This window comes from Micromonospora sp. CPCC 206061 (genome assembly GCF_036906915.1).
GTDB lineage: Bacteria > Actinomycetota > Actinomycetes > Mycobacteriales > Micromonosporaceae > Phytohabitans.
In genome coordinates this window covers 22936-47106 of sequence record NZ_JBAKHX010000056.1, presented here as the reverse complement: position 1 = coordinate 47106, position 24171 = coordinate 22936, and the positions used below count along the sequence as shown (strand labels likewise).

Sequence of the window (24171 nt, the reverse complement as noted above, 5' to 3'; positions counted from 1 at the left end):
CGCCGGCCAGGACGGTGACGACCAGCGGCGAAGCGTGCAGCCTGATCCATTCTCACACAGTCGGGTCATGCCAGTCCGGGCCCGCACGATGTAGCCCGTCGCGGGATCCACTTGTGAGGGGACGGCGGACGAGCAGCGTGGAATCCTGAATGTCGACCACTACACCGTCGCGGGTCACTGTCCGCGGCCGCTGCTCGGCCACGAGCGTCTCAAAGTCGTCCGGCAGGCCCGGCAACAGCTCCTCGGCGACGAACATCGCCTTGTGCTGGCTCCCGGTCAGGTGACTGAACACCGCGGACGGCGCGTGGCCAACGACCAGTAGTCGGCCCCCGGCCGCGACGGCCTCAGCCAACCGACCGATCACCTCGACCATCCCGCCAGCCGGCGGGTGCAGGTAGTGGCTGGTGACCAGGTCATACGACCGGCCGTCCGCCGTGAATGTCCGCGCGTCGACCTGCCACCAGTCGACGCGGTCGGCGACCCCGGCCTGCTCGGCGTGCCGGGCGGCGCGTGCCAGGCCGTTGGCGGAGAAGTCGGCGCCGGTGACCGTCCAGCCCTGGCGGGCCAGCCAGATCACGTCTCCCCCCTCGCCGCAGCCGACGTCCAGCGCGGTGCCCGGCGTCAGCCCGGCCACCTCGGCGACCAGCTGCGGGTTGGGGTTCCCGCTCCAGATCTTCTCCGGTGCGCTATACCGCTCGTCCCAGGCGGCCGGTTCGAACATCGCAGCCGCTTCATCCTCGGTGAGGTGGTGCCCGTGCCCACTCATCGGGTGGCTCCCCTCTGGTGCGGCGCCGCGGTCTTGTCGACGACCAAGTCGCTGGACTCGTTGATTTCCATGCCCGCCAGCATCCTGAATCTCGCTGAGGTTTGACAAACTATGTTGCTACTTCAGCAACCCGACTCGGCCGCGGGTGTTTTCGTCCGAAGCTCAGCTGAGACGCCCGCGCGGGCTGGTCAGGGGCGAAACACCTCGGAGAGGCCGCGGTGACCGATCCCGACCAGATATACCAAATACGCAAGAGACGCGAGGCCGAGCACGGCGACCGCCAGCCGGTGGCTGGTGTCCACCGCGTCGGCGATCCGCCGGGCGTACCGGGTCAGGCTCCGCTCGCCGAGCGTGGGCAAGCGTTCAGCCGGCCGTCCGTCCGGGTCGAACCCGTTGACCTGGCGGTTCAGCTCGTCGTAGGCGGCGCCGCGCCACGGTCCGACGAGGACCGCTGCCACCGTCTGGAGCAGCGCGTAAATCTCCGGTGTCGTCGGCCCCGCAGCTGACCGCAGGCTGCGCAGGTGCACCGTGAGGACGTCCACTGCGCCGCGGAGCAGGGTGGCGACCGGCTGCGGCCGGGCAGGTGCCGGCACCGACCGGTCGATCCGGTCCGCGGCCCGGGCCAGCAGCTCGGCGATCCGGCCCAGCGACGCGCGATCGGCGGCGAAACGGTCAGGGACCCTGTGTGGGCTGTAGTACGCCGCCCCGGTCGGACGCCTTGGGCGCCTGGCCCGCCCCTGCGACGCGAGGAACATAGCGATCGCCCGCCGGGTGACGACGCCGATCCAGAACTCGTCCACGATCCCGGTCACCAGCAGCACGACCGGCACGGTGGCGAGAGCGGTGAGGAACGCCACGCCGACCAGCCCGAGGATCTCGTCTTCGGGCCGACCCCACGCCGTGCCGACCAGCTGGGCCAGCAGGAACACGCCAGACAGCGCCCAGGCCATATTGACCGTCTTGCTCCAGACCCAGTACAGGAACGCGGCCAGCGTGGCGGCGGCGCGGGCCGGCCGGTTGACCAGCCGCCCGTAGACCACCAGGCGAGGGCGGGACACCGCGCGTATGCCACGCCAGAGGAGGACGGAGTACACCAGCACACCGACCGCGGCCCCAGGGCCAGCCAGCCAGGACTGAGGCACCGGCACTGGCCACAGCACGATGGTCGCGGTGAGCCCGCCGCCGACGGCGGCGAAGACCTGAACCCAGGCGGCCGCAACGGAGACCGAGGAGAAGCCGGAGGTGCCGTGTTCGAGGTCGGCCCGCCACACCCGCCGGATCGTCGGACCGAGACCCCACCGCCCAGCCAGCACGAACTCCGGGTCGAGCAGCTTCGCCCGCAGGACCGACCACAGCATGGCATTGACCATGCCGAGCACCACGACGCAGCACAGGAACACGCCAGGCCCCAGCAGGATCGTCACGGCCACCTCGCGGAGATTCATGACCGCGTTTGTATCAGGCGTCCGGGTCAGCGGGCCCCGCCAGAATCACGGGCGATGGTGATCCACAGCGACCCTCGTCGAGCTGTCGACCCTGGTTGCCGTAAGTAACAACTGTCCGAAGCAGACAGCCGCAAGCCGCACTCGACACGACTCCGGCCAACTCGACCCACACCGACATTAATAGACGTTCTTGATATTTAAGTCTATAGATGTAACACTCGTCGAAAGCGCTCCCAGACGGATCTTTACCGCCGCAGAACGGAGGATGCACAGTGCGTTCACACAAGCTCGACCAATCCGGTGGGCGATCCCGGTCAGCCTTCCGCCAGCCCGTTCGAGCGCTCGTCCTGCTGCTCGCCATGATGGTCGGCACGCTGCCCTGGACCGGCGCAGCCCAGGCCCACGGCACCATCATCAACCCGGCAACCCGCGCCTACCAGTGCTGGAAGACCTGGGGAAACCAGCACACGAACCCTGCCATGCAACAACAAGACCCCATGTGCTGGCAGGCCTTTCAGGCTAACCCCGACACCATGTGGAACTGGATGAGCGCGCTGCGAGATGGCCTCGGCGGACAGTTCCAGGCTCGGACCCCCGACGGACAGCTGTGCAGCAACGGCCTGTCCAGGAACGACAGCCTGAACCAGCCGGGAGCGTGGAAGACGACCAACCTCAGCCGCAGCTTCTCAATCCAGCTGTACGACCAGGCCAGCCACGGAGCTGACTACTTCCGGGTCTACGTCAGCAAGCAGGGGTTCAACCCAACCACCCAGCGCCTCGGTTGGGGAAACCTCGACTTCATCACCCAGACCGGCCGTTACGCACCGGCGCAAAACATCACGTTCAACGTATCGACCTCCGGCTACACCGGACACCACATCCTCTTCGTCATCTGGCAGGCCTCGCACCTCGACCAGGCCTACATGTGGTGCAGCGACGTGAACTTCGGCTGATCGACCCGGACCGGCAGCCGTGACACCTCTCCGGCCCAGGACGTTGACTGACGTCCTGGGCCGGAGGGTCCCCCGATGCTCGCCAGCCAATTCGCCCAGACGGCCCAAACACCAGAACCGACGACGAGGTGAGAGGCAACAAATGATTTCCCGGGAGAGTTTCGCGGGGTGGTACCGAAACCGCTTCGTGTGGGTGGCGGTGATCCTGCTGGCGGTGTCGGTCAGCGCGGTTGTACTGGTCAATTCGGCCAGTTCGGAGGCGGAGCCGGTGGATCTGCAAACGCAGATCACGAACCGGATGCGTACCACGCTCGAACAGGCGGACCCGGGGCAACACAACCACGCCGGACACAACCTCGAGCAGATAACCACCGAGGAGGCGAAGCCGGCGGTGATCTGCGGGGTCCGCGTCTACGGCTATGAGCCGGCCGAGGTCACCACGCTCGCCGACGTGCGGACGGTCTACGGCTTCCACCTCTGCGGGGTCGCCGAACAGAAACGCCCCTGGGACGTAGCGGTCAAGCTGGCCGGCCCGGTGATCATGGACATGTCCACCGAGCCTCCGGGCATCCAGGTGGTCGAGGCGACCGCCGACGTCATGTACGTCGACCGCCTGCGGGAGATGTTCCCGAACAAGTACGCGGAGCTGGCGCTCAAGGAGGCGCTGCCCGACCCGGAGATGGCCGACCTGCGCCGCCGGTACGACGCCGCGGCCGGGCTCTGAGCATGCTGATCAGCGGGTGCACTGATTGCGGCATCAGAGCCGCCCGCTCGGCGTAGTCGTCGGAATCCGGCGCAGCCGTCCCGGAAGCGTCTGGCTGTCGATCGTTCCCAACCGGCGTACCAGAAATCCTCGAAGGAAATCGGGGAGGTGGTGTCGGATTGGGGCCGACGTGTTCGTTGCAGGGGTGAGAGGCGTTCCTGTTCGGTCGGCAGACCTACGAGATCTTCGCCGGCTCGTGGGGAACATGGGCTGATCCCGGCGACAGCCCGCCCCCTCGCCGATCATCGCCCTCAACCGGGCCATCGCGGTCGCCGAGCTCGACGGCCCGCAGGTGGCACTGGCGGCCGTCGACCGTCTCCAGGACAAGTTGGCCGGCTACCACGCCTACCACGTGACCCGCGCCGACCTGCTGCGCCGGCTGGGCCACAGCCAGCAGTCGCGCGCGGCCTACGACAAAGCCATCGAGCTGGCGGGCAACACCGCCGAGACCGCCTACCTGATCCGCCGCCGCGACCAACTCGGCTAGCGCCCGTCGAATCCTCCGTGCAAAGCGGCGCCCGACCCTGGTGAGGCTCCGACGTAGCGGTGGGGGTGGCACCGTGACGGTGCCACCCCCACCGGATTTGGTTCAGCTGGCCGTACAGGTCAGCGTGGGCGCGGTGTTCGTGCCGTTCCAGGCTCCGTTGAACCCGAAACTCGTGCTCTGGCCGGCGTTCAACCGGCCGTTGTAACCTACGTTCGCGGCGGTCACCGACGCGCCGCTGGACGTTACCGTCGCATTCCACGAATTCGTGATGCTCTGGCCGTTCGGCCAGGTCCAGCGCACTGTCCAACCACTGATCGCGCTGCTTGTGGCCGTCACCGTGACGGTGGCGCCGAAGCCACCGCTCCACTCGCTGGTCTTGGCGTACGTCGCGGTGCAGCCGCCGTTGCCGGGCGGCGGGGTGGTGACCGGCGGAGTGGTGACCGGCGGAGTGGTGACCGGCGGCGTGGTGGGCGGGGTGGTGACCGGCGGTGTCGTCGGCGGCGGGGTGCTGGTGCCACCGCCGAAGATGACGTCGCTGCACAGGTAGTACGGCTGGTCGAGGTGGCTCGCCTGCCAGATCGTGTAAACGACGTGCCGGCCGGTGCGATTCCCCGCATTCACCTGAGCCTGGTAGAGCCCGGTGGTGGGGTAGCTGCCGGTGCGCTGGATCAGCTCGAGGCTGCCCCAGGTGAGCGGCTGCGTCGTCGGGTCGAAGCCCTGCTTGGTGATGTAGATCAGCAGATAGTCGGCACCGTGGCGTGCCCCGTCCGTGATCGTCAGGGTGAAGTTGTTCGGCACAGGCTTGGCGACCCACGCGCCGACCGCGTCGAGCGACGCGTACAGCCCGCCCTGGGTGCGACCACCGCTGCAGAGCTGGCCATCCGGTACCACGGCCTGGTGGTTGCCGCCCACGTTCTCGCGGTACAGCCCGTTCCAGTTCCACATGGTGTTCGGGTTGGCCTGCCAGGCTTGAGCGCACATGGGGTCGGTCTGCGCCATGTTGGGGTTCAGATGGTCGTCGCCCCAGCGCTCCCAGCATCCGTAGTTACGCGACGGTGGATCGGTGACCGAACCGTGTGCCGACGCCGGGCCGGCGCGGCCGATGACGACGATCGTCAAAGCGGCGACCACGACGGTGATCGAAGCGAGTACGAGCCGCCTGGCTCGCCGTGAAACTTTCATCATTACTCCAGCAAGTCCTGGACCTGGCGTGGGCGCTCGACGAGTCTCGATAGCGTCGAGGGCGCGCGAAGGTCGACGTATGTGACGTCGGTTGAGCGGGAAGCGGAAAGACTGCCCGCCTCGGCTCGCGGCTCCCAGGCCAGCCTACATAGTTTCAGTGATGTTTGTGAATGGCTTGACGCGCGAAGTCTGCCGGTGAGTCATCCAGGGCCTAGCGGTTACGGCGACGGCGACGACGAGCCGAGTCCGGTGCGCAGGTCTTGCTGCTGGTCTGGCAGCGATGGGCGGTCGCGCTCGCGGCGGCCGAGCCTGCTGTGGCGGCGGCCGTAGAGGAAGTAGACCAGCAGCCCCAGGGCCATCCAGACGACGAACCGCAGCCAGGTTTCGACGGTGAGGAACAGCATGAGCGCCACGCAGGCCATCACCGACAGCACTGGTATCAGCGGCATCCAGGGAACGCGGAAGCCGCGCGGCAGGTCCGGCCGGGTACGACGCAGCACCACGACCGCGACCGAGACGAGAACGAACGCGAACAGGGTACCGATGTTGACCATCTCGGCGAGCTCCTCCAGCGGGACGAACGCGGCGAGAATGGCCACCAGCACACCGACGATGGCGGTGATGCGGTGCGGGGTTCCGAAGCGCGGATGTACGCGGCTGAGCCACCGCGGGAGCAGCCCGTCACGGCTCATCGCGAACGCGACCCGGCTCTGCCCCAACATCAGGATCATCACCACCGTGGTCAGCCCGGCGAGGGCGCCGACTGTGATGAGGTTGGCGAACGCCGGCCTCCCGACGGCCTGGAACGCCGCGGCGAGTGGAGCCTCACTGTCCAGCTCGGTGTAGTTCTGCATACCGACCACCACCAGCGAGACAGCGACGTACAGCGCGGTGCAGATCGCCAGCGAGCCGAGGATCCCCCGCGGCACGTCCCGCTGCGGCACCCGGGTTTCCTCAGCCGCAGTGGCGACGATGTCGAAACCGATGAACGCGAAGAACACCAGCGCCGCCGCGGCGAGGATACCGCTGATGCCGAAGTTGGCCGGCGCCTGGCCGAAGATGGCTTCCACGAGGGTCGCCTCCGTGCCGGAGCCGCCTGATGCGGGCTCGGCCGGCGGAATGAACGGCGTGTAGTTGCCGCCCTTGATGAAGAAGAGCCCGGCTGTGATGACGAAAAGCACCACCGCGACCTTGACGGTTACCACGATGGCATTGACCCGCGAGGAGACCTTGATGCCAGTGATCAGGACCGCGGTGAGGATGAGAACGATGAGTGCCGCTGGAAGGTTGATCACGCCGCCGGTGAAGGTGTCCGGAAGACTCACGCCGATCGTATCGAGGAGCACGGCGAAGTACTGCGACCAGCCCACGGCCACTGTGGCGCCCGCGAGGACGAACTCCAGGATCAGGTCCCACCCGATGATCCAGGCGACGAGCTCGCCGAGGACCGCGTACGAATAGGTGTACGCGCTGCCAGCCACCGGCACCGTCGACGCGAACTCCGCGTAGCACAGCGCAGCGAGTGCGCACGCCACACCGGCCGCCACGAATGACAACGCGACCGCTGGCCCGGCCGTCTGGTTCGCGGCCACGCCGGTCAGCACGAAGATCCCCGTGCCGATGATGACCCCGATACCGAACACGGTGAGGTCCAATCCGGACAACTCCTTGCGCAGCCGGTGCTCGGGCTGCTCGGTGTCCCGGATGGACTCCTCGACCGACTTCGTGCGCAGCACGCTCATGACTGGATCACCTCATCTTCTCGGCGAACCTGCATAACCGACTGACCCGAAACCAGGACCGGTAAACATGCGCGTCACTCGGGCGGGACTGCCACGAGGTGGTACGGCGACGGCCCTCGCCATTCCCACCGTCGCCGGGCGACGTTTCCGCGAGGCGACCCGGGGTTCACCCCCCGCGCAGGGTCCTTCGCGGAAACGTGGTGGCAGATGCGCTGATCAGCGACCTACCCGGATCACGGCAGGTCGCCTCCGGCAGGTACGAGGTGGTCAGTCACGACGAGGGCGACACTGCGATGCCCTTGGCCAGCGCGGCCTGGACGATGCGGATGGCCTCGTTGGTGTCGATGCCCACGCTGGCGATGACGGCGGCGTACTCGGCGGCGGCGTGGCGTGCCCGTTCGCGTCCCTGCTCGCCGGCTGCGGACACGAACGAGCCGGCTGCTCCGCGGGTCTCGATCAGCCCCGCCTCCTCCAGCTCCCGGTAGGCCCGGCCGACGGTGTTGGCGGCCAAACCAAGGTCTGCGGCCAGGCGGCGGATGGTCGGCAGCCGGGTGCCCACGGCCAGCGTGTGGTCCTGGATCTGGCGGGCGAGCTGGCCACGGAGCTGCTCGAACGGTGGGATGGGCGAGGCCGAGTCGATGACGATCATTCGGTTCACCGGGCGCTCGTGACGTGCCGCGCCACCGTGCCGCTCCGCGCGGTCCGCGCATCGATCAGGGCGAGCGCGATGACGCTCAGGACGATGAAGACGAGCCAGGCAACGTTCCACCAACCAAAGGCGGTACTGAACACCGACGTGACCGGCAGCGACCACACCACGGTTGGCACGGTGACGTCTCGGGCGTCCTCGACCCGCATGATGACGTCGGCGGTCAGCGAGACCTCGTCGTCCGCCACGACCGGGTGCGTCAGAACATGACGCAGCTGTACAACCATTACGACCGCGACCCCGCACAGCCCGATGAGCAGGACGACCGCAGCGTACCTCGCGGTGGAGTCCTGCATGGTCAGGACGCCGATCGCCAGCACCATCGCACCCGCGAAGGTGGTAACCGCGAACGCGGCACGCGGCCAGCCGAGCACGGTGCGCCAGCCGAGCCGGACCGGGTGGGCCGCCCGTCGCGGCAGCATCGCGCCGGCCCGCCGGTCGACCCGCCGCACCCACAAGTCCAGCAGCGACTGGCCCAGCACCAACCCCACCACCACCGCCGTCAACACCAGCAGCGACCAGCGTCGGGACGACCCGGAACCCTCGCCCATGGCGCTGATGTAAGTGAGGGCGACCGCGATGATGAACGCGGCGAGCAGGACAGCAGCGGCCAGACGCCTACGTCGCCGGGCCGCCAAACGCGTCGCCAGCAACGGTGTCGGCCGGACGTCGGTCAGGCCGTGCCCGGCCAGCCACACGCCGGCCTGCTCAAGGTCCGCCGGACGCACCGACGGGTCAACCTCTGGCAACATTTCATTCGGCATGACGCCTCCGATGTCTCAAAGCTTGTCTCAACATGTTGCGTCAAGCCTTGCGACAAGTCAACCAGGCACGGAGGCCTCGCAACCCCCTACATCTCCAGTCACGGGAGGATTTCGATGTACCCCTCGGTTCCGTGTACGCGGATCCGCTGCCCATCGGAGATCAGCCGAGTCGCGTCCACCACACCAACGACGGCCGGCAAGCCGTACTCCCGGGCGATCACCGCGCCATGGGTCATCAGGCCGCCCACCTCCGTCACCAGGCCCGTGATCGCGACGAACAGGGGTGACCAGCTTGGGTCGGTGTAGGCCGTGACGAGGATGTCGCCCGCTTCGAGATCGGCCTCCGCCATGTCAAGGATGACGCGGGCCCTGCCCTCGATGGTTCCGGCGGAAACCGGTAAGCCGATCAGGGCACCGGCTGGCACGTCGTCACGCCGGTATGCCCCGGTCAGGGCCTCGCCGTCAGACGTGAGCACCCGGGGCGGCGTGAGCGCCTGGTACGACCGGAACGCGTCCTTGCGCTGCTGGATGAGCTGGTCGTCCAACTGGTTGGTGCGCGCGACGTCGTGGAGTTCCTGGAATGTGAGGTAGAAGATGTCCTCCTTCTCGGCGAGCACGTTGGCGTGTACGAGGCGCTCGGCCTCCGCCAGCAGGGCCTGCTTGTAGACGAAGTAGCGGCTGACGATGTCGTACTTCGGGTACTCCCGGTAGCCGATGAAGGTCCGGACCCGGTCGATCATCCCCTTGGCCTCGTCTGCCTTCTGCTCCCCGTCCGGCAGGGCCCGCAAGCGTGACAGCACGTCCCGTTCCTTCTTCTCCGCCTCCTGCCGCCCCTGCTCGAAGCGGCGCTCGGCGGCGCCCGGCTCGAAGAGCTTGATGTTGTCCAGGATCAGGGGCACGAGCGTGGTGGGGCGTTCGCTCCAGCGCGGCCTCGTGATGTCGATCTCGCCGACGCAACGCATGCCGTACCGGTCGAGGTAGGCCTCGATGGCGGCGCGCGCTTCGGTCCCGCCTGCGAGCTTCGGCAGCTCGTCCAGGTAACCCTCGTCCTCGACGCCCTGCAGAAACGCCACCACCTCCGGATTCGGACGGATCACATCCGCGACGTCGAGCAGCGCCAGTCCCATCTCTGACGTGACGTTGTTGGGGGCAGACAGCGTGAGTGTGTCGGCCGCGTTCTTCTCGCCCAGCCATTCCTGCAAGTGGTCGTTGAGCCACCAGGTGGCATCCATCCCTGCCATGATCGCCTGAAAGTTCAGCGGATCACCGAGAACTCGCTTGTGCTCCTGGAGGGCCTCCAGCAGGAAGTCGAACATCGCCGGTCCGGTCTTCGTCCGGATGTCGCGCCGGAGGCCGGCGATGGACGCCTGGCTGCGCTCGATCAGCTCGGTGACGATGGCCGGATCGGTCTCGATCGGGGCTGGCCCGCCGCCGACCGGCGGCCCGCCGCGACCCTCGTCCGGGAGCGTCGGGATGAAGTCGCCGCGGTCGAGGACGGTTTCCAGCGCGTCCCTGGTCAGCGGATCGCCCCTCCCCACCACATCCAGGAGGCCGGCGCGGCTTGCCGGCGAGGCCAGGCGCCGGGTGACGTCGACGAACAACCGCCCGCCGGCCTCCTGCATCGGCGCCATGGCCGTCAGCTGCCACATGGACAGCCCCAGCGGCTTCATGGGGTCGGTCATCATCTGCTGGTGGCCGACAGAGAGGTAGACGTGATTCTCCTGGTCGCCGGTCTCGGGGATGGGGAACAGCGTGGTGATTGGCCGGCTCTGCACGATCTGGAAGCCGTCATCGACCAAGCACCATTCGATGTCCTGCGGTCGGCCGAAGTGCACCTCGATCCGCCGCCCGAGCTGCACGAGCCGCACGACCTGCGCATCCGTCAGCGCCGGCTGCTCCTGCCGCTGCCGGTCGATCGCCAGTGTCTGCGTCCCGCCCGCCGGAAGGGCGTGGATGGCGAGCTGCTTGGCGGCGACCGCCTTGGCGACGACTTCGCCGTCGCGCACCTTGAAGACGTCCGGGTTCACCAGGCCGGAGACCAATGCCTCGCCGAGGCCGAAGCTGGCGTCCACGGCGGCGACCTTCCGATTGCCCGTGACGGGGTCGGCCGTGAACAGGATGCCGGCCGCCTCCGGGAAGACCATCCGCTGCACGACCACGGCCATGTGGACCTTTCGATGGTCGAAGCCGTTCCGCAGGCGGTAGGTCACGGCCCGCTCGGTGAACAGCGACGCCCAACACCGGCTGACGTGCTGGAGGATCGCCGCCGGGCCCACGACGTTCAGGTATGTGTCCTGCTGGCCCGCGAAGGACGCCGTCGGCAGGTCCTCTGCCGTCGCGCTGGATCGCACGGCGTAGGCCGCTTGCTCGCCGAGCCGTGCGAGCGCGTCGGCGACCGCCGCCGTCAGATCGTCGGGGATTGCCACGCCTTCGAGCGTCTGGCGGATCTCCGCGCTGAGCGCGCGGATCGCCTCCCGGTCATCCGGGCTCAGGCGCGACAGCCGATCCAGTTGATCGTCGATCGACGGCGCTTCGGTCATGATCCGCCCGAAGGCGTCCGTCGTCACGCAAAAGCCGGCCGGCACACGGATGCCTTCGATCCGCGATAACTCCCCCAGGTGCGCGCCCTTGCCGCCAACGACCGCGACCTGCGTCTCGCCAGCCTCTTGAAGATCCAACACGTACTGCGTGATCATCGCGACACCTCCGAGGCAGCCTTGCTCCGTCGCATTGAAATCCCCACCGGCGGACTTGACCCTGACGCTGCGTCAACCCTCCATGCTGGCTGTCATGAGCATCCCGCCAGCAACCAATCAGGTCCAGCGGCCCGCGATCCACGCACGGGGGCCTGGAGAAGTCGTACAAGCAGCTGCGTGTGCTGTGCGGCGTGGACCTCGACATGGCGCGGGGCAGCATCTTCGCCCTGCTCGGCTCGAACGGCCCGAGTCAACGGCTTCGATGTCGCGACGCAGGCCGCCGACGTACGCGAGTCCATCAGCCTTTGGAGCAGGCATACATCCCGCCGTCCGTCAGCTCGCCTACGCGGCAACGCCCCTCGCCCTGCCGGCCATCGCCCCGGCGAACTCATCCCCCAGCCGTTCCCGCAGCGCCGCGAGTCCGCGGAACGTCTGAGCCTTCACGTTTCCAGTGGAGCACCGCATCGCGGCCGCGACCTGCTCGACCGGCATGTCACACAGAAACCGCATGACCAACACCGTCCGCTGCCCCTTCGGCAGCTCCTCCAGTGCGCGCACCACCAGGTCACGGTCCTCCAAGGCGCTGTCGCTTGCCGTATCCGGCTCGGGCGTGGCCGGCATCAGCCAAACCTTCGACCAAGCCAGCCGCCGCTCGTCGAGGAACGCCCGCACCAGCATGCGGTGCACGTAGCCGTCAATCTTGTCCGCGGCTCGGGCCCGCGCCCAGTGCACGTATAGCTTGGTCATCGTCGTTTGCACCAGATCGTCGGCGCGGTGCCGGTCGCCGCACAGCAGGAACGCCGCACGGTGCCAACGCTCAAGCCGCGTCGACACGTAGTCGACGTAGTCCTGGGTATCCGCGTCGACCTCGCGTGTTGCGTCACCGCGCATCCCGACTCTTCCCTTCCACGAACATTGACGGTCAGTACCGGCGGTGGGGTCGCGCCGACGTTGATGGTCGCCGACCGCCGTCCCGTCCCTACGAAGAAGCTGTGAAGAACCTATGAGGGCGCTGTCGGGTCCATGTACTCGGACAGAACTGGCAGCTCACGCCTGGTGCGCAGTGGAGACAGGACGATGGCCCCACTGCCGACGACCTGCTCGGCCACCTGAGATCAGAGGTCGCCGACGGGGCGAATCTGGCATGGGAACCGTTTTCATTAGCCTGGTAGGCTGCGGTGGTGACCATGGCGGAAGCGGACAAACAGCGGATCGCTGGCGTCTTCGACCGCGCGGCGCCGATGTACGAGCAGACCGGGGTGGCGTTCTTCGAGCCGCTCGGCGCCGCCCTGGCCGCGCACGCCGGCCTGCGGCCCGGCGAACGGATACTCGACGTCGGCTGCGGCCGCGGCGCGAGCTTGTTCCCCGCAGCCGAGGCGGTCGGCCCGTCCGGCGCCGCGATCGGCATCGACCTGGCCCCGGGCATGGTCGAGGCCACCGCCGCCGAGGCACGGCGACGCGGCCTGGCCCACCTACACGTACAGGTCGGCGACGCCGAAGCCCCCGACTTCCCGGACGCGTCCTTCGACGCCGTACTCGCCGGCCTGATGCTCTTCTTCCTCCCGGACGCGCCAGCGGCGGTACAGGCGTACGCCCGGCTGCTCCGTCCAGGCGGGCGGCTCGTGCTCAGCACGTTCACCGAGGTGTCCGACGCCGACAAGGAGTGGTTCGGCCACTTCGGGCAGGCGCTGCGGCCCTACCTGCCACCGCCACCCGAGCCGGTCCCCGGCTCGCCGCCCCCGCCGGATGCACGGCTGCGCACCCGGGAGTCCATTGTGGAGCTGTTGACCGGCGGCGGATTCAGTGGCGTGCGGTTTACCGAGAAGGCGCACCGCACCGTGTTCGCGCGACCCGAGCAGTTCTGGGACTGGCTCTGGTCGGCCGGCATGCGCGGCATGATGGAGAGCATCCCGGCGCAGGACCGCGACGACGCCCGCGCCGCGCTCACCGGCCTGGTCGCCGAGCGGCTGCGATCCGAGGACGGCACCCTCGGCTGGACCACCACCATCCGCCTCACCACCGCACGCCGCCCCTGAACTTGCCGCAACCCACGGTGTCACCGGCGCGGCAGGCGAGGTCACTGCGGCCTTCAGATACCCGCCGCAACAGCCACCTGTGACGAGTCACCCGTGTGACGATTTCATGACAAGCCGCCCACCGCTCGGTCCCCACGTTTGCCGGCACACGCCAGCAGGGAACAACCGAACACCGCACCCACCGACGAGCGGGACAGGAGCAGCAACATGGAAGTCACCGGCATCATCACCGCCATCATCATCGGCCTGATCATCGGCGCACTCGGCAGGCTCGTCGTACCCGGCAAACAAGACATCCCGATCTGGCTGACCATGCTCATCGGCGTCGTCGCCGCCATCCTGGGCACCCTGCTCGCAGGCGTACTCGACGTCGCAGAGACCCCCGGCGTCGACTGGATCGAGCTAATCCTGCAGGTCGCCTTCGCCGCTGTCGGAGTGGCCATCGTCGCCGGAGCCCGAGGCCGCCGCCGGCCTTGACCCACGCCCCGGTTCGTGGGGTCGTAGAACGGCTCGCCGCGGCGCAGCCGGCCACCCACCCAGCGGTGACCGCCAGCGCTCGGCGCCGGCTGCCGCGATGGCAGCGCCGCCGAGCGGCCCGGATGACGCTCCACGCCAGGAGCGCCGCCAACAGCCCGGCGGTGGCGAGTAGTCCACGTCGCGCTCAGACGTACAGCGCGGGTCCTCGACGGCGGCGACGGGTTGCCCGCCGTCGAGGATGCGGGCGGCGTTGAACGCGGCGGTGGTCAGTGGCCCATCCATCGCGCACCCGTGCGCTTTAGTGCTCGTCGAAGTGGTCCGCGTGGACGGCGTGGCGGTGCCCGTCGTGCAGGTAGTCCACGTGGTCGGCGTGCGCGACGGTGTCGTGCCCGCAGCCGTCGGCGTGGGTGTGCTCGTGCGATTCAGCCTGGACGTGCACGCCTTCGAGGTTGCATTCGTCGTAGTGGTCGCCGTGGCTGTGGTGCGCATGGCCGTCGTGCAGGTAGTCGACGTGGTCACCGTGCGGGACGGTAGCGTGCCCGCAGCTGTCGGTGTGGCTGTGCTCGTGCCCGGCGTGCGGGCGGTGTTCGGTCGCGGTCGTCATCCTCGTTCTTCCTCTCGTACGTGGGTGATGGCGTCCCGCACGATGTGCGCCACATGGGCGTCACCCAGCGTGTACACCATCTCCCTCCCCCTGCGGACCCGCCGCACCAGCCGCGCGTCCCGCAAACACCTTCAGGTGCTGCGACACCAACGGCTGCGCCAATCCGGTCGCCGTCACCAGCTCGTGCACTAGACGCTCCCGATCGGCCAGCAGGTCCACGATCGCCACCCGGACCGGCGAAGCCAGCACCCGGAACAGGCCCCCCACCTCCTCATACTGGTCCGGCGGCGCCTCACTCACAGACACATAGTCTCATGCGCAGCTGCGCATACAAAACGCCAGTGGACGATCTCTCGTTCCCGGCTCGTCACCTGGGACATCGCCGGCCGTCGCCGATCCCGCGCGCGGTACTGCTGTCGCGGTTCCCGGGCAACGGCGACGCGAACCCCGCCCGCAGCTCAGCCGACTGGGCTGCGCTCCGGCGGTCGGTGGGTGGACAGGTCGTCGCTGGGGTGGTCAGGCAGGTCGCGGTCGGCGTGGTCGGCGTGGAAAAGCGCCTCGTCGAGCAGGTGCCGCACGTGGATGTCGGCGGCGGAGTAGTACACGAAGGTGCCTTCACGTCGGCCTCGCACGAGCCCGGCCAGGCGGAGTTTGGCCAGGTGCTGGCTCACCGCGGTCGGTGCCGCGCCGACCAGTTCGGCCAGGCAGGCGACCGATGACTCCCCTTGCAGCAGTGCCCACAGGATTTTGATCCGCGTGGGGTCGGCGAGCAGCCGGAAGCCCTCGGCCGCCAGGTGCACCTGCTCCTCGTTGGGCATGCGGAAGTCGGGCAGCGACGTGTGCATGCCCGAAGAATATCTCACAGCTCATCAGCTTGCGTATCTGCATGACTGCGCAGATATTGTGGCACGGTGCTGACCGACATCCAGACCCGCCCGAGCCAACAGAGCGCGACTCGCGCGGTGCTGCCCGGTCGGCGTACCCGGTTGTGGACCCTCGCGGAGGTGCGGTGGGCGACCGCCGCCACGGTGCTGTTTGTTGTCGGCGGGGTGATCCACCTTGCCGGGGGGCCGACCTGGATGTGGTGGTCCCTGTATCTGGCGTGCTACGCCGCCGGCGGCTGGGAGCCCGGACTGGCCGGGCTGCGCGCGCTGCGGCAGAAGACCCTCGACGTGGACCTGCTGATGGTGGTGGCGGCGATCGGCGCGGCCAGCGTGGGGCAGGTGTTCGACGGGGCACTGCTGATCGTCATCTTCGCCACCTCCGGCGCGTTAGAGGCGTTCGCCACCCACCGCACCGCCGACTCGGTGCGCAGCCTGCTCGACCTCGCGCCACCGCAGGCCACCCGGCTCACCACCGGCGACGGTGAGGAACGGGTCGACACCGCCATCCTCGAGGTCGGCGACGTCGTCCTGATCCGCCCAGGCGAACGGATCGGCGCCGACGGCGTCGTCGTCGACGGGACCAGCGACGTGGACCAGTCGACGATCACCGGCGAGCCGCTACCGGCGGCCAAGACCACCGGCGACGAGGTGTACGCCGGCACCCTCAACGGCGCTGGCGCGCTGCGAATACGCGTCGGCAAGGCGCCCAACGACACCGTGGTGGCCCGGATCGTGGCGATGGTGGAGCAGGCCTCGGCGACGAAGGCACCGACGCAACTGTTCATCGAGAAGGTCGAGCAGCGCTACTCGGTCGGCGTGGTGGCGGCGACCCTGGCGCTGTTCGCCATACCGCTCGTCTTCGGCGAAGGGTTCACGGACGCGCTGCTGCGGGCGATGACCTTCATGATCGTCGCGTCGCCGTGCGCGGTCGTGCTGGCCACCATGCCGCCGCTGCTGGCCGCGATCGCCACCGCCGGCCGACATGGTGTGCTGGTCAAATCCGCCGTGGTGATGGAGCGGCTGGCCCAGACCAGCCTGGTGGCGTTCGACAAGACCGGCACCCTCACCGAGGGGACCCCACGCCTCAGTGCGGTGCGGCTGGTGCCCGGCGGCCCGGTAACCGATCCCGACCGACTCCTGGGGTTGGCCGCGGCCGCCGAGCGGCCGAGCGAGCACCCGCTCGCCGCCGCCGTGGTGAACGCCGCTCGCGCGGCTGGCTTGACCATCCCTACCGCTACCGCCTTCGCCTCACAGCCCGGCCGTGGCGTGCGGGCCGACGTCGACGGGCACGCCGTCACCGTCGGCCGCCCCACCCACCTGGCCGCCACCACGGTCGAGCCGGCGCGCCGCCTGGCCGCCGAGCTGGAGAAGACCGGCCACACCGCGGTCGTGGTGGCCATCGACGGCGTCCCAACCGGCGTACTCGGCCTCACCGACCGGGTACGCCCGGCGGCGGCAGAAGCCGTCGCCCACCTCGCGGTCCTCACCGGGCGGCCTCCGGTGCTGCTGTCCGGCGACAACCCACGGGCGGCGGCGCGGCTGGCCGCCGAGGTAGGCATCGGCGACGTCCGCGCCGGCCTGCTGCCGCAGGGCAAGGTGGCCGCCGTACAGGCCCTGCAGGCCGACGGCGTGCGACTGCTCGTGGTCGGCGACGGCGTCAACGACGCTCCCGCCCTGGCCGCCGCGCACGCCGGTATCGCGATGGGGCGGTCCGGATCGGACCTGACCTTGCAGACCGCCGACGCGGTCATCGTCCGGGACGACCTGTCCACCATCCCCGCGCTCATCGGACTGTCCCGTCGCGCGCGCCGCTACGTCATCGCCAACCTGGCCATCGCGGCCACGTTCATCACCGTCCTGGCCACCTGGGACATCGTCGGCCACCTCCCGCTCCCCCTGGGCGTGGCCGGCCACGAGGGCTCCACCATCATCGTGGCCCTCAACGGGCTGCGGCTGCTGCGCGCCTCAGCCTGGCGCGCATCATCCTGAGGGTCGCTGCCGGGGCGTGGTCACCACGACATCCATCTCCCGCAGGGTGGCGGTGGATCCGGCGGCGGTCAGCTCGGCGAGCAGGCCTCGCTGCGCCCATCCAGACACTCCGATTGAGGTTCGGATCGCCCAGTCCCGGGCTCGTCACTTCTTCCAGGTGGCGCAGCAGGAGGTTGGCGAGAGTCGACTTGCCCGCGCCAGAGCGGCCCACCACCACGACCGTCTCACCGGGCGCGAGCCGCAGCGTGACGTCCCGGATCGCGGGCTCGGGCCGGCCCCGGTACCGGTATGTGACGCCGTCGAAGGTGATCGCCGGGCCGCCGCGGAAGGTCCGCGCCACCTGGCCGGCGTATCGCACCGCGGCCGGCGCGGTCAGCAGTTCCTCGATCCCGTCCACGGCGGTGACGCCGAGATAGCCGGCGTGCCAGGCGGCGGCGAGGTCGCGTACCGGCCGGAAGCACTCCACCGCGACCAGCAGCACCAGGAAGACCGCCGCCGCGATGGCCACCTCCCGCCACCACAGCAGCAGCGCCCGGCAGAGCACCACGCCCACCGCGGCGGCCAGCAGCGGTGGGACGTCGGCGAGGTCCCGCCGGGCGATCGCCGACAACACCGCGGCGAGCAGCAGCGCCTGCCCGACGTACGCCGCGCAGACGGCAGCCCCGAGCAGCGCGCAGGCCGCGATCGGGCCGGCGACCGCGCCACCGAGCCGGATCAGCCTCCGATGGGTTATCACGCAAGCCCACCCTCCGGTATCGGCGCGTCGGCGAGGGTCCGCACCGAACCGGTCTGCTCGTCGGGCAGCACGCGGCCCCGGACGCCGAACACGTCGGCGAGCAGCGCGGGGATCAGCACCTCGGCCGGTGGCCCGTCGGCGGCGACCCGGCCCCCGGCCAGGGCGACGATCCGGTCGGTGAACCGGGCCGCGTGGTCCAGTTCGTGCAGCACCGTCACGACGGTCAGGCCGCGGGCGGCGTGCAGCTCCCGGACCAGCGACAGCACTTCCAGCTGGTGCCTGAGGTCGAGGAAGGTGGTGGGCTCATCCAGCAGGAGCACCGGCGTCCGCTGGGCGAGCGCGAGCGCCAGCCGTACCCGCTGCCGCTCCCCGCCGCTGAGCGTGTCCACCGCGCGCCCGGCGAGCTCCTCGACACCGGTGGCCCGGAGCGCGGCGGCGGCCTCCTCGTCGTCGGGGCGCCACAGCATGCCCAGCGGCCCCCGGTGCGGGTAGCGCCCTTGCGCGACGAGCTGCCGTACCGTCATGCCGGGCATCGGCGGCAGCTGCTGGTGCAGCACGGCGACCTGGCGAGCCATCTCCCGCCGGCGCAGGGTGTGCGCGTCCCGCCCCTGGAGGAGCACGCGGCCGGCCGCCGGGCGCGCCGCGCCGGCGAGCAGCCGCAGCAGCGTGGATTTGCCGCACCCGTTGCGGCCGACCAGCGCCACGCATTCGCCCGCCGCGACGGTCAGCGAGACCGCGTCCAGGACCGGACGGTCGCGGTACCGGAAGGCGACGTCCTCAATGGAGTACACGGTCATGTCGGCTCCACGTGGGCGGATCGGCGGGCCACGACGACCAGGGCGGCCGCCCCGGCGAGCGCGGTGACGGCACCGGCCGGCACCCCCAGCCGCTGCGTCGCGGGGCCAGACTGCAGCAGCATGGTCACCGCCTGGGCCACCGCGTCGGCGCCCGCGACGGTGGTTCCGCCGAGCAGGGCGACGGCGGGCAGCGTCCGGCGCAGATCGCCGCCGAACAGCGCCCGGGCCACGTGCGGAACGACCAGGCCGACGAACGCCAGCGCGCCGGCGAGGGCGGCCAGCAGCGCCCCAGCGGGGGAGTCCGCGGGTACCAGTCCGAGCTGCATGCCGGCCAGCACGGCGAGCACCGCTCCGGGGGTGACCCCGGTCAGTTCGGGCGCGGCGAGCGGGTTGCGCAGTACGGTCTGCAACAGCAGGCACCGTTTTCAACAGGGAGCGCAAAGTCATGCCGACTCATCGACTGCGCCACCCACGACACCCATCAACGCCGGCCAAACCGCAGTGGGCCGCGCGGTCGGCAAGGTCTGCGAACGCCATGGACGGCCATCGCGGGCTCTAGGACTAGACGTATCGAGCGAGCAGTCCGTGTCGGGGCGCTAGGACCCAGGCGGTCAGGAAGACGGCGGTCAGGGTGAGCACGATGGTGCCGCCGACCGGTAGGTCCCACGACCAGGAGACGTAGAGCCCGACCAGTGCGCAGCCGCCGCCGATGAGCGGTGCGATGAGCATCATGGCGGCGAGCCGGTCGGTCAGCAGCCGGGCCGCCGCGGCCGGTGTGATCAGCAGGGCCAGGACGAGGATGTTGCCGATGGTCTGCACCGAGATGACCACCGCGAGGGTGACGAGCACGTAGAGCGCGAGGTCGAGCCAGAAGGTGCGTAGGCCGAGTGCGCGGGCCATCTCCCGGTCCAGCGCGACGGTGACGAACTCCTTGTGCAGCAGGAACATGGCCATGAGCAGGGCTAGGCCGGTGATGGCGACGATGTACACGTCACGGTCCGGGATGCCGGTGATGGAGCCGAACAGGAACTGTTGCAGTGAGCCGGCGTAGCCGGGTGCGCGGGAGATGATGACGATGCCGAGGGCGAACGCGGCGACGAAGAACACTCCGATGACGGAGTCCTCTTTCAGGCGCCGGTGTTGGGAGAAGATGGCGACGAGTACGGCGGTGATGACTCCGGCGATGGTGCCGCCGAGGACCAGGTTGCCGGAGAGTACGAACGCGACCGCGAGGCCGGGGAATACGGCGTGGGCGACGGCGTCGCCGATGAATGCCATCCCCCGCAGGACCACGTAGCAGCCGACGACTCCGCACACGATGGCGGACATGACCGCGATGAGCAGCGCCTTGGGCAGGAACGCCAGGTCGGGGTTGAACAGGTCGGCGATGAAGTCGACCGGTGACATGTCACGTCCTCGCTGTCTCGGCGCTCAGGCCGAGTGCCGCGAACAGGTGGCTGCGTTCGCTGACCCCGAACGTTTCCATCCACAGTCGAGGATCGCGCAACTGGTCCGGCGATCCCGCGGCGACGACGGTCTGGTTCAGTAGGGCCAGCCGGTCGCAGGTGTGCATGGCCGCCGCCAGATCGTGGGTCGCCATCAGGACCGCGTGCTCCTTGCCAAGCTCGGCGAACAGGTCTCCGAGCAGCTCCTGGGTCGGCATGTCCAGTCCGGTGAACGGCTCGTCCAGCAGCAGCATGTCTGGCCGCAGGGCCAGGGCCCGGGCGACGAGCACCCGCTGGCGCTGCCCGCCGGACAGCTCGCCCACTGGACGGCGGCGCAGGTCGGCCAGGCGGACCCGGTCGAGCGCCTCGGCGACCGTGCGCCAGTCCGTCACGCCGGGCCGGCGGAACAGGCCCAGGCGCCTGGTGCGGCCGGTCATCACCGCATCCTGGACGGAGATCGGGAAGTCCCAGGTGAACTCGTGCCGTTGCGGCACGTATCCGACCCGGGACGCGCCGGGCTTGGCCGGCGCGCCCGCGACCTGGATGCGGCCGGTCTTGAGGCGCAGCAGACCGAGCACGCTGCGCAGCAGGGTGGTCTTGCCGGCGCCGTTCGGTCCGACCAGTCCAACGAGCTGGCCAGCGCCGATGGTGAGGTTCACGTCGCGCAGCACCAGCCGCTTGCCCAGTTCGACGCTGACGTTCTCGACCTCGAGGACTTCGCTCATGCCGAACCGCCCAGCTGCTCGTCCGCGGCCCGCCGCCGGGCCCGTGCGCCGCGGGCCAGCACGAGAAGGACCACGCCGGCGAAGGCCACCGCAGCGACTCCGATGACGACGGGCAGCGTGCCGCCCGAACCGCCGCCGCCGGAACCGGCGCCGCCCGGGTCCGCCGCCGCCACGGCGGTGGGGGTGGCGCTGGCCGCGCCGGTGGGCAGGCCGGCGGTGTACTGGGTGGCGAACGCCTCGTCGACGCTGGTGCCGTCACCGACCGCGAGCCGCAGCACGCTGCGGCCGCTGACCTGCCCGCCGGCCGCCAGGTCCGCGGTAATTTCGACCGCGACCAGGTACACGCCCGGCTTGGTGAAGATCCAGTTCGCGTGCGTGTGGGTGTTGGTGTCAACCCACAGCGGCTGCGGGTACGGCAGCGTCGAGTTCCACAGCACCTGGGGCGCGCCCAGGTTTCCCGACTGCAGATAGACGATCACGCTGCCGGGGCCTTGCACGCCGAGCAGGTTCATCGTCACGCCGCGACCGATCCCACTGAGAACGCCCGGGTCCTGGGTGTTCCAGCCGAGCCACACCACCTCGGGGTTCTGTGTCTGCGGTACGACGTGGACCGGTGTGCCCGGCTGCTGGCCGAGGAAGGCGTACGTCGGGTCGTCCGGCACCCGCTCGACGGCTGCGTCCCGCACCCGGAGCACCACATCGGACGGTTGCCGCCACACCGGGGGCGCTACGGTGCCGTCGTGCACCTGGATGGTCCACTTGCCGTCCCGGTACCGAGGACCGAGGTCCACGTGCCCCTGCTCCAGCACGGCGCGGCCGGTGGCCTCGCGCTGGTTCGGGTCCAGCGACTGGGTCAGGCCATCCGGTGTCGGCGCCGGCGTGGCCACCAGCCCCGCGGTCACCACGGCAGCCACCAGTGTCTTCATCGGGTGAGGCACTCCTTCAGGGAGTCGGCGTTGAAGCGCATCATCTTCACGTACGTGTCGACGGTGTCGTCGAAGGCGTCGCCGTAGATGGCACACACGGCGACGTCCCGCTCCTCGGCTATCTGCACCAAAGTGGACGATCGGGCACGCAGGTTGGGTTCCAGGAAGACGGCTCGCACGTTGAGGTTGCGGATGGTTTCGGTCAGCTTGACCCGGTCGGCCAGGCTCGGCTCGGTGGCCGGGTTGGGGGTGACGAACCCGGCGACCGGTATCCCGTAGGCGTGCGCCAGATAGGCGAACGCGTCGTGCGTGGTAACCAGGTATCGCCGGGCCGGCGGGATCGAGGCGATCGTGGCGGCGACGTAGGCGTCCAGCTCGGTCAGCGCGGCCAGATAGACCTCGGTGTTGCGCCGGTACTCGGCGGCGCCCTCCGGGTCGACCCCGATCAAAGTGTCCCGGATGAGCTCCACATAGGACTGGACGTTGCCGACGTCCTGCCACAGGTGCGGGTCGATCTCGCCGTGCACGTGCCGGCCGAGCACCGCCTGCGGCAGCTGGTAGACCCGCTCACCGGCGCGTCCGAGGAACCGGAAGCCCTGGCCGGCCGGCACCTCCTTCAACGCCTTGTTCGGCACCTCGATCACCGTGCGGGCCGGGTCGTACTCCGCCTGGCGCACCGCGCCGCCACCATGCGGATCCGCGTACAGGTAGAGGCGGCCGGCGTCCATGTCGACCGCGACGTCCGCGTGCCCGGCGCCGAGCACGTCCGCACCGGCCATTCCGGGTACGGAGTGCGGGTCCACGCCGACCGCGAACGTGAACGTCTGCCGACCCAGCGCGATCGGCGTGGACCGCTCCGACACCACAAGGCGCGCCTCGACCGCCAACCGGTACACGCCCGGGGCGGTGAACGCCCAGCTCATGTGGGTATGCGCGTCGGGCGGCAGAGTCGCGGTGTCGTCGCCGAGCCCGTCGGACGAGTTGAAATAGAACTCCGGCTGCCCGAACGACTCGGTCAGGTACGCCACCAGGTGACCCGGACCGGTCACGTCGGTGGCGGTGAGCAGCACGTCCGAGGCGCGGGTGGCCTTGTACTGCGCGCCGGTGCCCCGTACCCGCAGGCCCAGCCAGATCGTATCCAGCGAGACATCCTCGACCAGCGGGATAATCTCGGCCGCGTACTTCGACGCACCCTCCGCCAACGACACGTTCGGCACGCCGTCACGCAGGTTGGCATCCAGCGCCTTGATCACACTTTGCGCCTCAAGCAGCAGGTAGTTGCTAAAAGCCACGTCCGCGTACACGACGTTGCGCGCGTCACGCAGGGTCGGCTCGTACGCGTGCGAGTCCGCGTCGTCCGGCACGATCGAGTCGACCAGCACCCGGTCACCGCCCACGTTGCGGACCAGGTCCGCGAGGATCCCCGTGGTCGTGACCACCTGCACCCGATCCTCGGACCCAGTAAACGTGACCGGCGCGGCGCACCCTGACAACATGACGGCGAGGCAGGCAGCCGCAAGCGCTCGGCATTCCGACATGAAAGCCAGCCAGCCTAGAAGTCGGTGTTGTACGAGGTCTTGTTCTTGCAGTCCTTCCAGGTGCCGTCCGGCAGCAGCTTGCACACCTTGAACAGGATCTCTTCGTTCTGGCGGGGGCCGCCATCGTAGTAGCGCTTGACGTCGATGTAGTTCGTCGAGCCGCAGCCCCTGACGCTGACGACATTAACGAGCGTCCACCGTCCGGACCTGTGCACGTAGAGCCCCGCGATGATGCCATTGCTGCCGTCACAGTAGTTGTCTTCCACGTACAGGTATCCGTTGTCGTGGACGCCGTACGGCCGCGACGCCCAGTAGCCGTACCCGAGGTAGGCGCCGTTGACGCCGTACATTTCCGTTCGACTGGTCGCCGCGGACGCCGGCGTAGCGATACTCACCAGCGCAGCACCCGTAATGACCAATCCGGCCAACAGGCGAGCGATCCAACTGCGAATACCCAACTGACACACTCCATCAGGGACACTGCGACGGTAATCTACTGTGGACAAG

23 protein-coding genes and 3 pseudogenes are annotated in these 24171 nt (G+C 69.3%); 7 read left to right on the top strand and 19 right to left on the bottom strand.

Features of this window, described 5'->3' with window-relative positions; translation table 11 throughout:
* Window positions 1–52: 52 nt before the first annotated feature.
* Window positions 53–766: an SAM-dependent methyltransferase gene (locus V6V89_RS28970; RefSeq protein WP_334622639.1), complete on the bottom strand. Its 714-nt coding sequence runs from the start codon at window positions 764–766 to the stop codon at window positions 53–55.
* A gap of 188 nt (window positions 767–954) precedes the next feature.
* Window positions 955–2211, bottom strand: coding sequence for a hypothetical protein (locus V6V89_RS28965; protein ID WP_334622638.1), 1257 nt, complete (start codon window positions 2209–2211; stop codon window positions 955–957).
* 359 nt (window positions 2212–2570) lie between these two features.
* Here V6V89_RS28965 and V6V89_RS28960 point away from each other — a divergent pair, with 359 nt between their 5' ends.
* The 3 genes and pseudogenes from V6V89_RS28960 to V6V89_RS28950 all read left to right on the top strand — a co-directional run.
* Entirely contained in the window at window positions 2571–3164 is a 594-nt protein-coding gene (locus tag V6V89_RS28960) for a lytic polysaccharide monooxygenase auxiliary activity family 9 protein (protein WP_334622637.1), read from the top strand.
* 142 nt (window positions 3165–3306) lie between these two features.
* Entirely contained in the window at window positions 3307–3888 is a 582-nt protein-coding gene (locus tag V6V89_RS28955; protein ID WP_334622635.1) for a hypothetical protein, read from the top strand.
* Between the two features lie 271 nt (window positions 3889–4159).
* Window positions 4160–4414, top strand: a pseudogene (locus tag V6V89_RS28950) (RNA polymerase sigma factor); the annotation flags it as partial.
* 102 nt (window positions 4415–4516) lie between these two features.
* On the opposite strand, the gene V6V89_RS28945 reads toward V6V89_RS28950, so the two are convergent.
* The 5 genes from V6V89_RS28945 to rph all read right to left on the bottom strand — a co-directional run bounded on the left by V6V89_RS28945 (window position 4517) and on the right by rph (window position 11507).
* On the bottom strand, window positions 4517–5596 hold the full coding sequence (locus V6V89_RS28945) for a lytic polysaccharide monooxygenase auxiliary activity family 9 protein (RefSeq protein ID WP_334622634.1): 1080 nt from the start codon (window positions 5594–5596) through the stop codon (window positions 4517–4519).
* A 218-nt stretch (window positions 5597–5814) separates the two neighbouring features.
* Window positions 5815–7338, bottom strand: a complete 1524-nt coding sequence (locus V6V89_RS28940; RefSeq protein ID WP_334622633.1) for an amino acid permease — start codon at window positions 7336–7338, stop codon at window positions 5815–5817.
* Window positions 7339–7609: 271 nt separating this feature from the next.
* Complete coding sequence (locus tag V6V89_RS28935) at window positions 7610–7987, bottom strand: GntR family transcriptional regulator (RefSeq protein WP_334622650.1); 378 nt, start codon at window positions 7985–7987, stop codon at window positions 7610–7612.
* Window positions 7988–7992: 5 nt separating this feature from the next.
* Window positions 7993–8811 (bottom strand): hypothetical protein, encoded by an 819-nt coding sequence (locus V6V89_RS28930; RefSeq protein ID WP_334622632.1) that lies wholly within the window; start codon window positions 8809–8811, stop codon window positions 7993–7995.
* A gap of 98 nt (window positions 8812–8909) precedes the next feature.
* On the bottom strand, window positions 8910–11507 hold the full coding sequence (gene rph, locus V6V89_RS28925; RefSeq protein ID WP_334622631.1) for a rifamycin-inactivating phosphotransferase: 2598 nt from the start codon (window positions 11505–11507) through the stop codon (window positions 8910–8912).
* 94 nt (window positions 11508–11601) lie between these two features.
* On the opposite strand from rph, the pseudogene V6V89_RS28920 reads away from it, so the two are divergent.
* Window positions 11602–11813, top strand: a pseudogene (locus V6V89_RS28920) (ABC transporter ATP-binding protein); the annotation flags it as partial.
* Window positions 11814–11849: 36 nt separating this feature from the next.
* Here V6V89_RS28920 and V6V89_RS28915 read toward each other — a convergent pair.
* Window positions 11850–12398: a SigE family RNA polymerase sigma factor gene (locus V6V89_RS28915; protein ID WP_334622630.1), complete on the bottom strand. Its 549-nt coding sequence runs from the start codon at window positions 12396–12398 to the stop codon at window positions 11850–11852.
* Window positions 12399–12694: 296 nt separating this feature from the next.
* Between V6V89_RS28915 and V6V89_RS28910 the strand changes: the two genes are divergently transcribed.
* Both V6V89_RS28910 and V6V89_RS28905 read left to right on the top strand, forming a co-directional pair.
* Window positions 12695–13543 carry a class I SAM-dependent methyltransferase gene (locus V6V89_RS28910; protein ID WP_334622649.1) on the top strand — a complete coding sequence of 283 codons (849 nt, stop codon included), beginning with the start codon at window positions 12695–12697 and terminating at the stop codon, window positions 13541–13543.
* Between the two features lie 207 nt (window positions 13544–13750).
* Complete coding sequence (locus V6V89_RS28905) at window positions 13751–14020, top strand: GlsB/YeaQ/YmgE family stress response membrane protein (RefSeq protein ID WP_334622629.1); 270 nt, start codon at window positions 13751–13753, stop codon at window positions 14018–14020.
* A 298-nt stretch (window positions 14021–14318) separates the two neighbouring features.
* Here V6V89_RS28905 and V6V89_RS28900 read toward each other — a convergent pair whose 3' ends face one another.
* The 3 genes and pseudogenes from V6V89_RS28900 to V6V89_RS28890 all read right to left on the bottom strand — a co-directional run bounded on the left by V6V89_RS28900 (window position 14319) and on the right by V6V89_RS28890 (window position 15469).
* Window positions 14319–14624 carry a hypothetical protein gene (locus V6V89_RS28900; protein WP_334622628.1) on the bottom strand — a complete coding sequence of 102 codons (306 nt, stop codon included), beginning with the start codon at window positions 14622–14624 and terminating at the stop codon, window positions 14319–14321.
* Window positions 14621–14924 (bottom strand): annotated as a pseudogene (locus V6V89_RS28895) (ArsR/SmtB family transcription factor). Before V6V89_RS28895 ends, V6V89_RS28900 begins: the two are co-directional and overlap by 4 nt.
* A gap of 158 nt (window positions 14925–15082) precedes the next feature.
* A complete protein-coding gene (locus V6V89_RS28890; RefSeq protein WP_334622627.1) occupies window positions 15083–15469 on the bottom strand; it encodes an ArsR/SmtB family transcription factor in 387 nt (128 codons plus the stop codon).
* Window positions 15470–15535: 66 nt separating this feature from the next.
* On the opposite strand from V6V89_RS28890, the gene V6V89_RS28885 reads away from it, so the two are divergent.
* Complete coding sequence (locus V6V89_RS28885) at window positions 15536–17497, top strand: heavy metal translocating P-type ATPase (protein ID WP_442935238.1); 1962 nt, start codon at window positions 15536–15538, stop codon at window positions 17495–17497.
* On the opposite strand, the gene V6V89_RS28880 is transcribed toward V6V89_RS28885, so the two are convergent.
* The 8 genes from V6V89_RS28880 to V6V89_RS28845 all read right to left on the bottom strand — a co-directional run bounded on the left by V6V89_RS28880 (window position 17448) and on the right by V6V89_RS28845 (window position 24059).
* Window positions 17448–18233 carry an ATP-binding cassette domain-containing protein gene (locus tag V6V89_RS28880; RefSeq protein ID WP_334622626.1) on the bottom strand — a complete coding sequence of 262 codons (786 nt, stop codon included), beginning with the start codon at window positions 18231–18233 and terminating at the stop codon, window positions 17448–17450. The two genes, V6V89_RS28885 and V6V89_RS28880, sit on opposite strands and share 50 nt — an antisense overlap.
* Window positions 18230–19030 carry an ABC transporter ATP-binding protein gene (locus V6V89_RS28875; protein ID WP_334622625.1) on the bottom strand — a complete coding sequence of 267 codons (801 nt, stop codon included), beginning with the start codon at window positions 19028–19030 and terminating at the stop codon, window positions 18230–18232. The genes V6V89_RS28880 and V6V89_RS28875 overlap by 4 nt, the downstream gene beginning before the upstream one ends.
* On the bottom strand, window positions 19027–19440 hold the full coding sequence (locus V6V89_RS28870) for an iron chelate uptake ABC transporter family permease subunit (protein WP_334622624.1): 414 nt from the start codon (window positions 19438–19440) through the stop codon (window positions 19027–19029). Before V6V89_RS28870 ends, V6V89_RS28875 begins: the two co-directional genes overlap by 4 nt.
* Before the next feature lie 151 nt (window positions 19441–19591).
* Window positions 19592–20437, bottom strand: coding sequence for an anchored repeat-type ABC transporter permease subunit (locus tag V6V89_RS28865; RefSeq protein ID WP_334622622.1), 846 nt, complete (start codon window positions 20435–20437; stop codon window positions 19592–19594).
* A 1-nt stretch (window position 20438) separates the two neighbouring features.
* Entirely contained in the window at window positions 20439–21200 is a 762-nt protein-coding gene (locus V6V89_RS28860) for an anchored repeat-type ABC transporter ATP-binding subunit (protein WP_334622621.1), read from the bottom strand.
* A complete protein-coding gene (locus V6V89_RS28855) occupies window positions 21197–22126 on the bottom strand; it encodes a choice-of-anchor M domain-containing protein (protein WP_334622620.1) in 930 nt (309 codons plus the stop codon). Before V6V89_RS28855 ends, V6V89_RS28860 begins: the two co-directional genes overlap by 4 nt.
* Window positions 22123–23664, bottom strand: coding sequence for an anchored repeat ABC transporter, substrate-binding protein (locus tag V6V89_RS28850; protein ID WP_334622619.1), 1542 nt, complete (start codon window positions 23662–23664; stop codon window positions 22123–22125). Before V6V89_RS28850 ends, V6V89_RS28855 begins: the two co-directional genes overlap by 4 nt.
* 14 nt (window positions 23665–23678) lie before the next feature.
* Entirely contained in the window at window positions 23679–24059 is a 381-nt protein-coding gene (locus V6V89_RS28845) for a hypothetical protein (protein WP_334622618.1), read from the bottom strand.
* Window positions 24060–24171 lie beyond the last annotated feature (112 nt).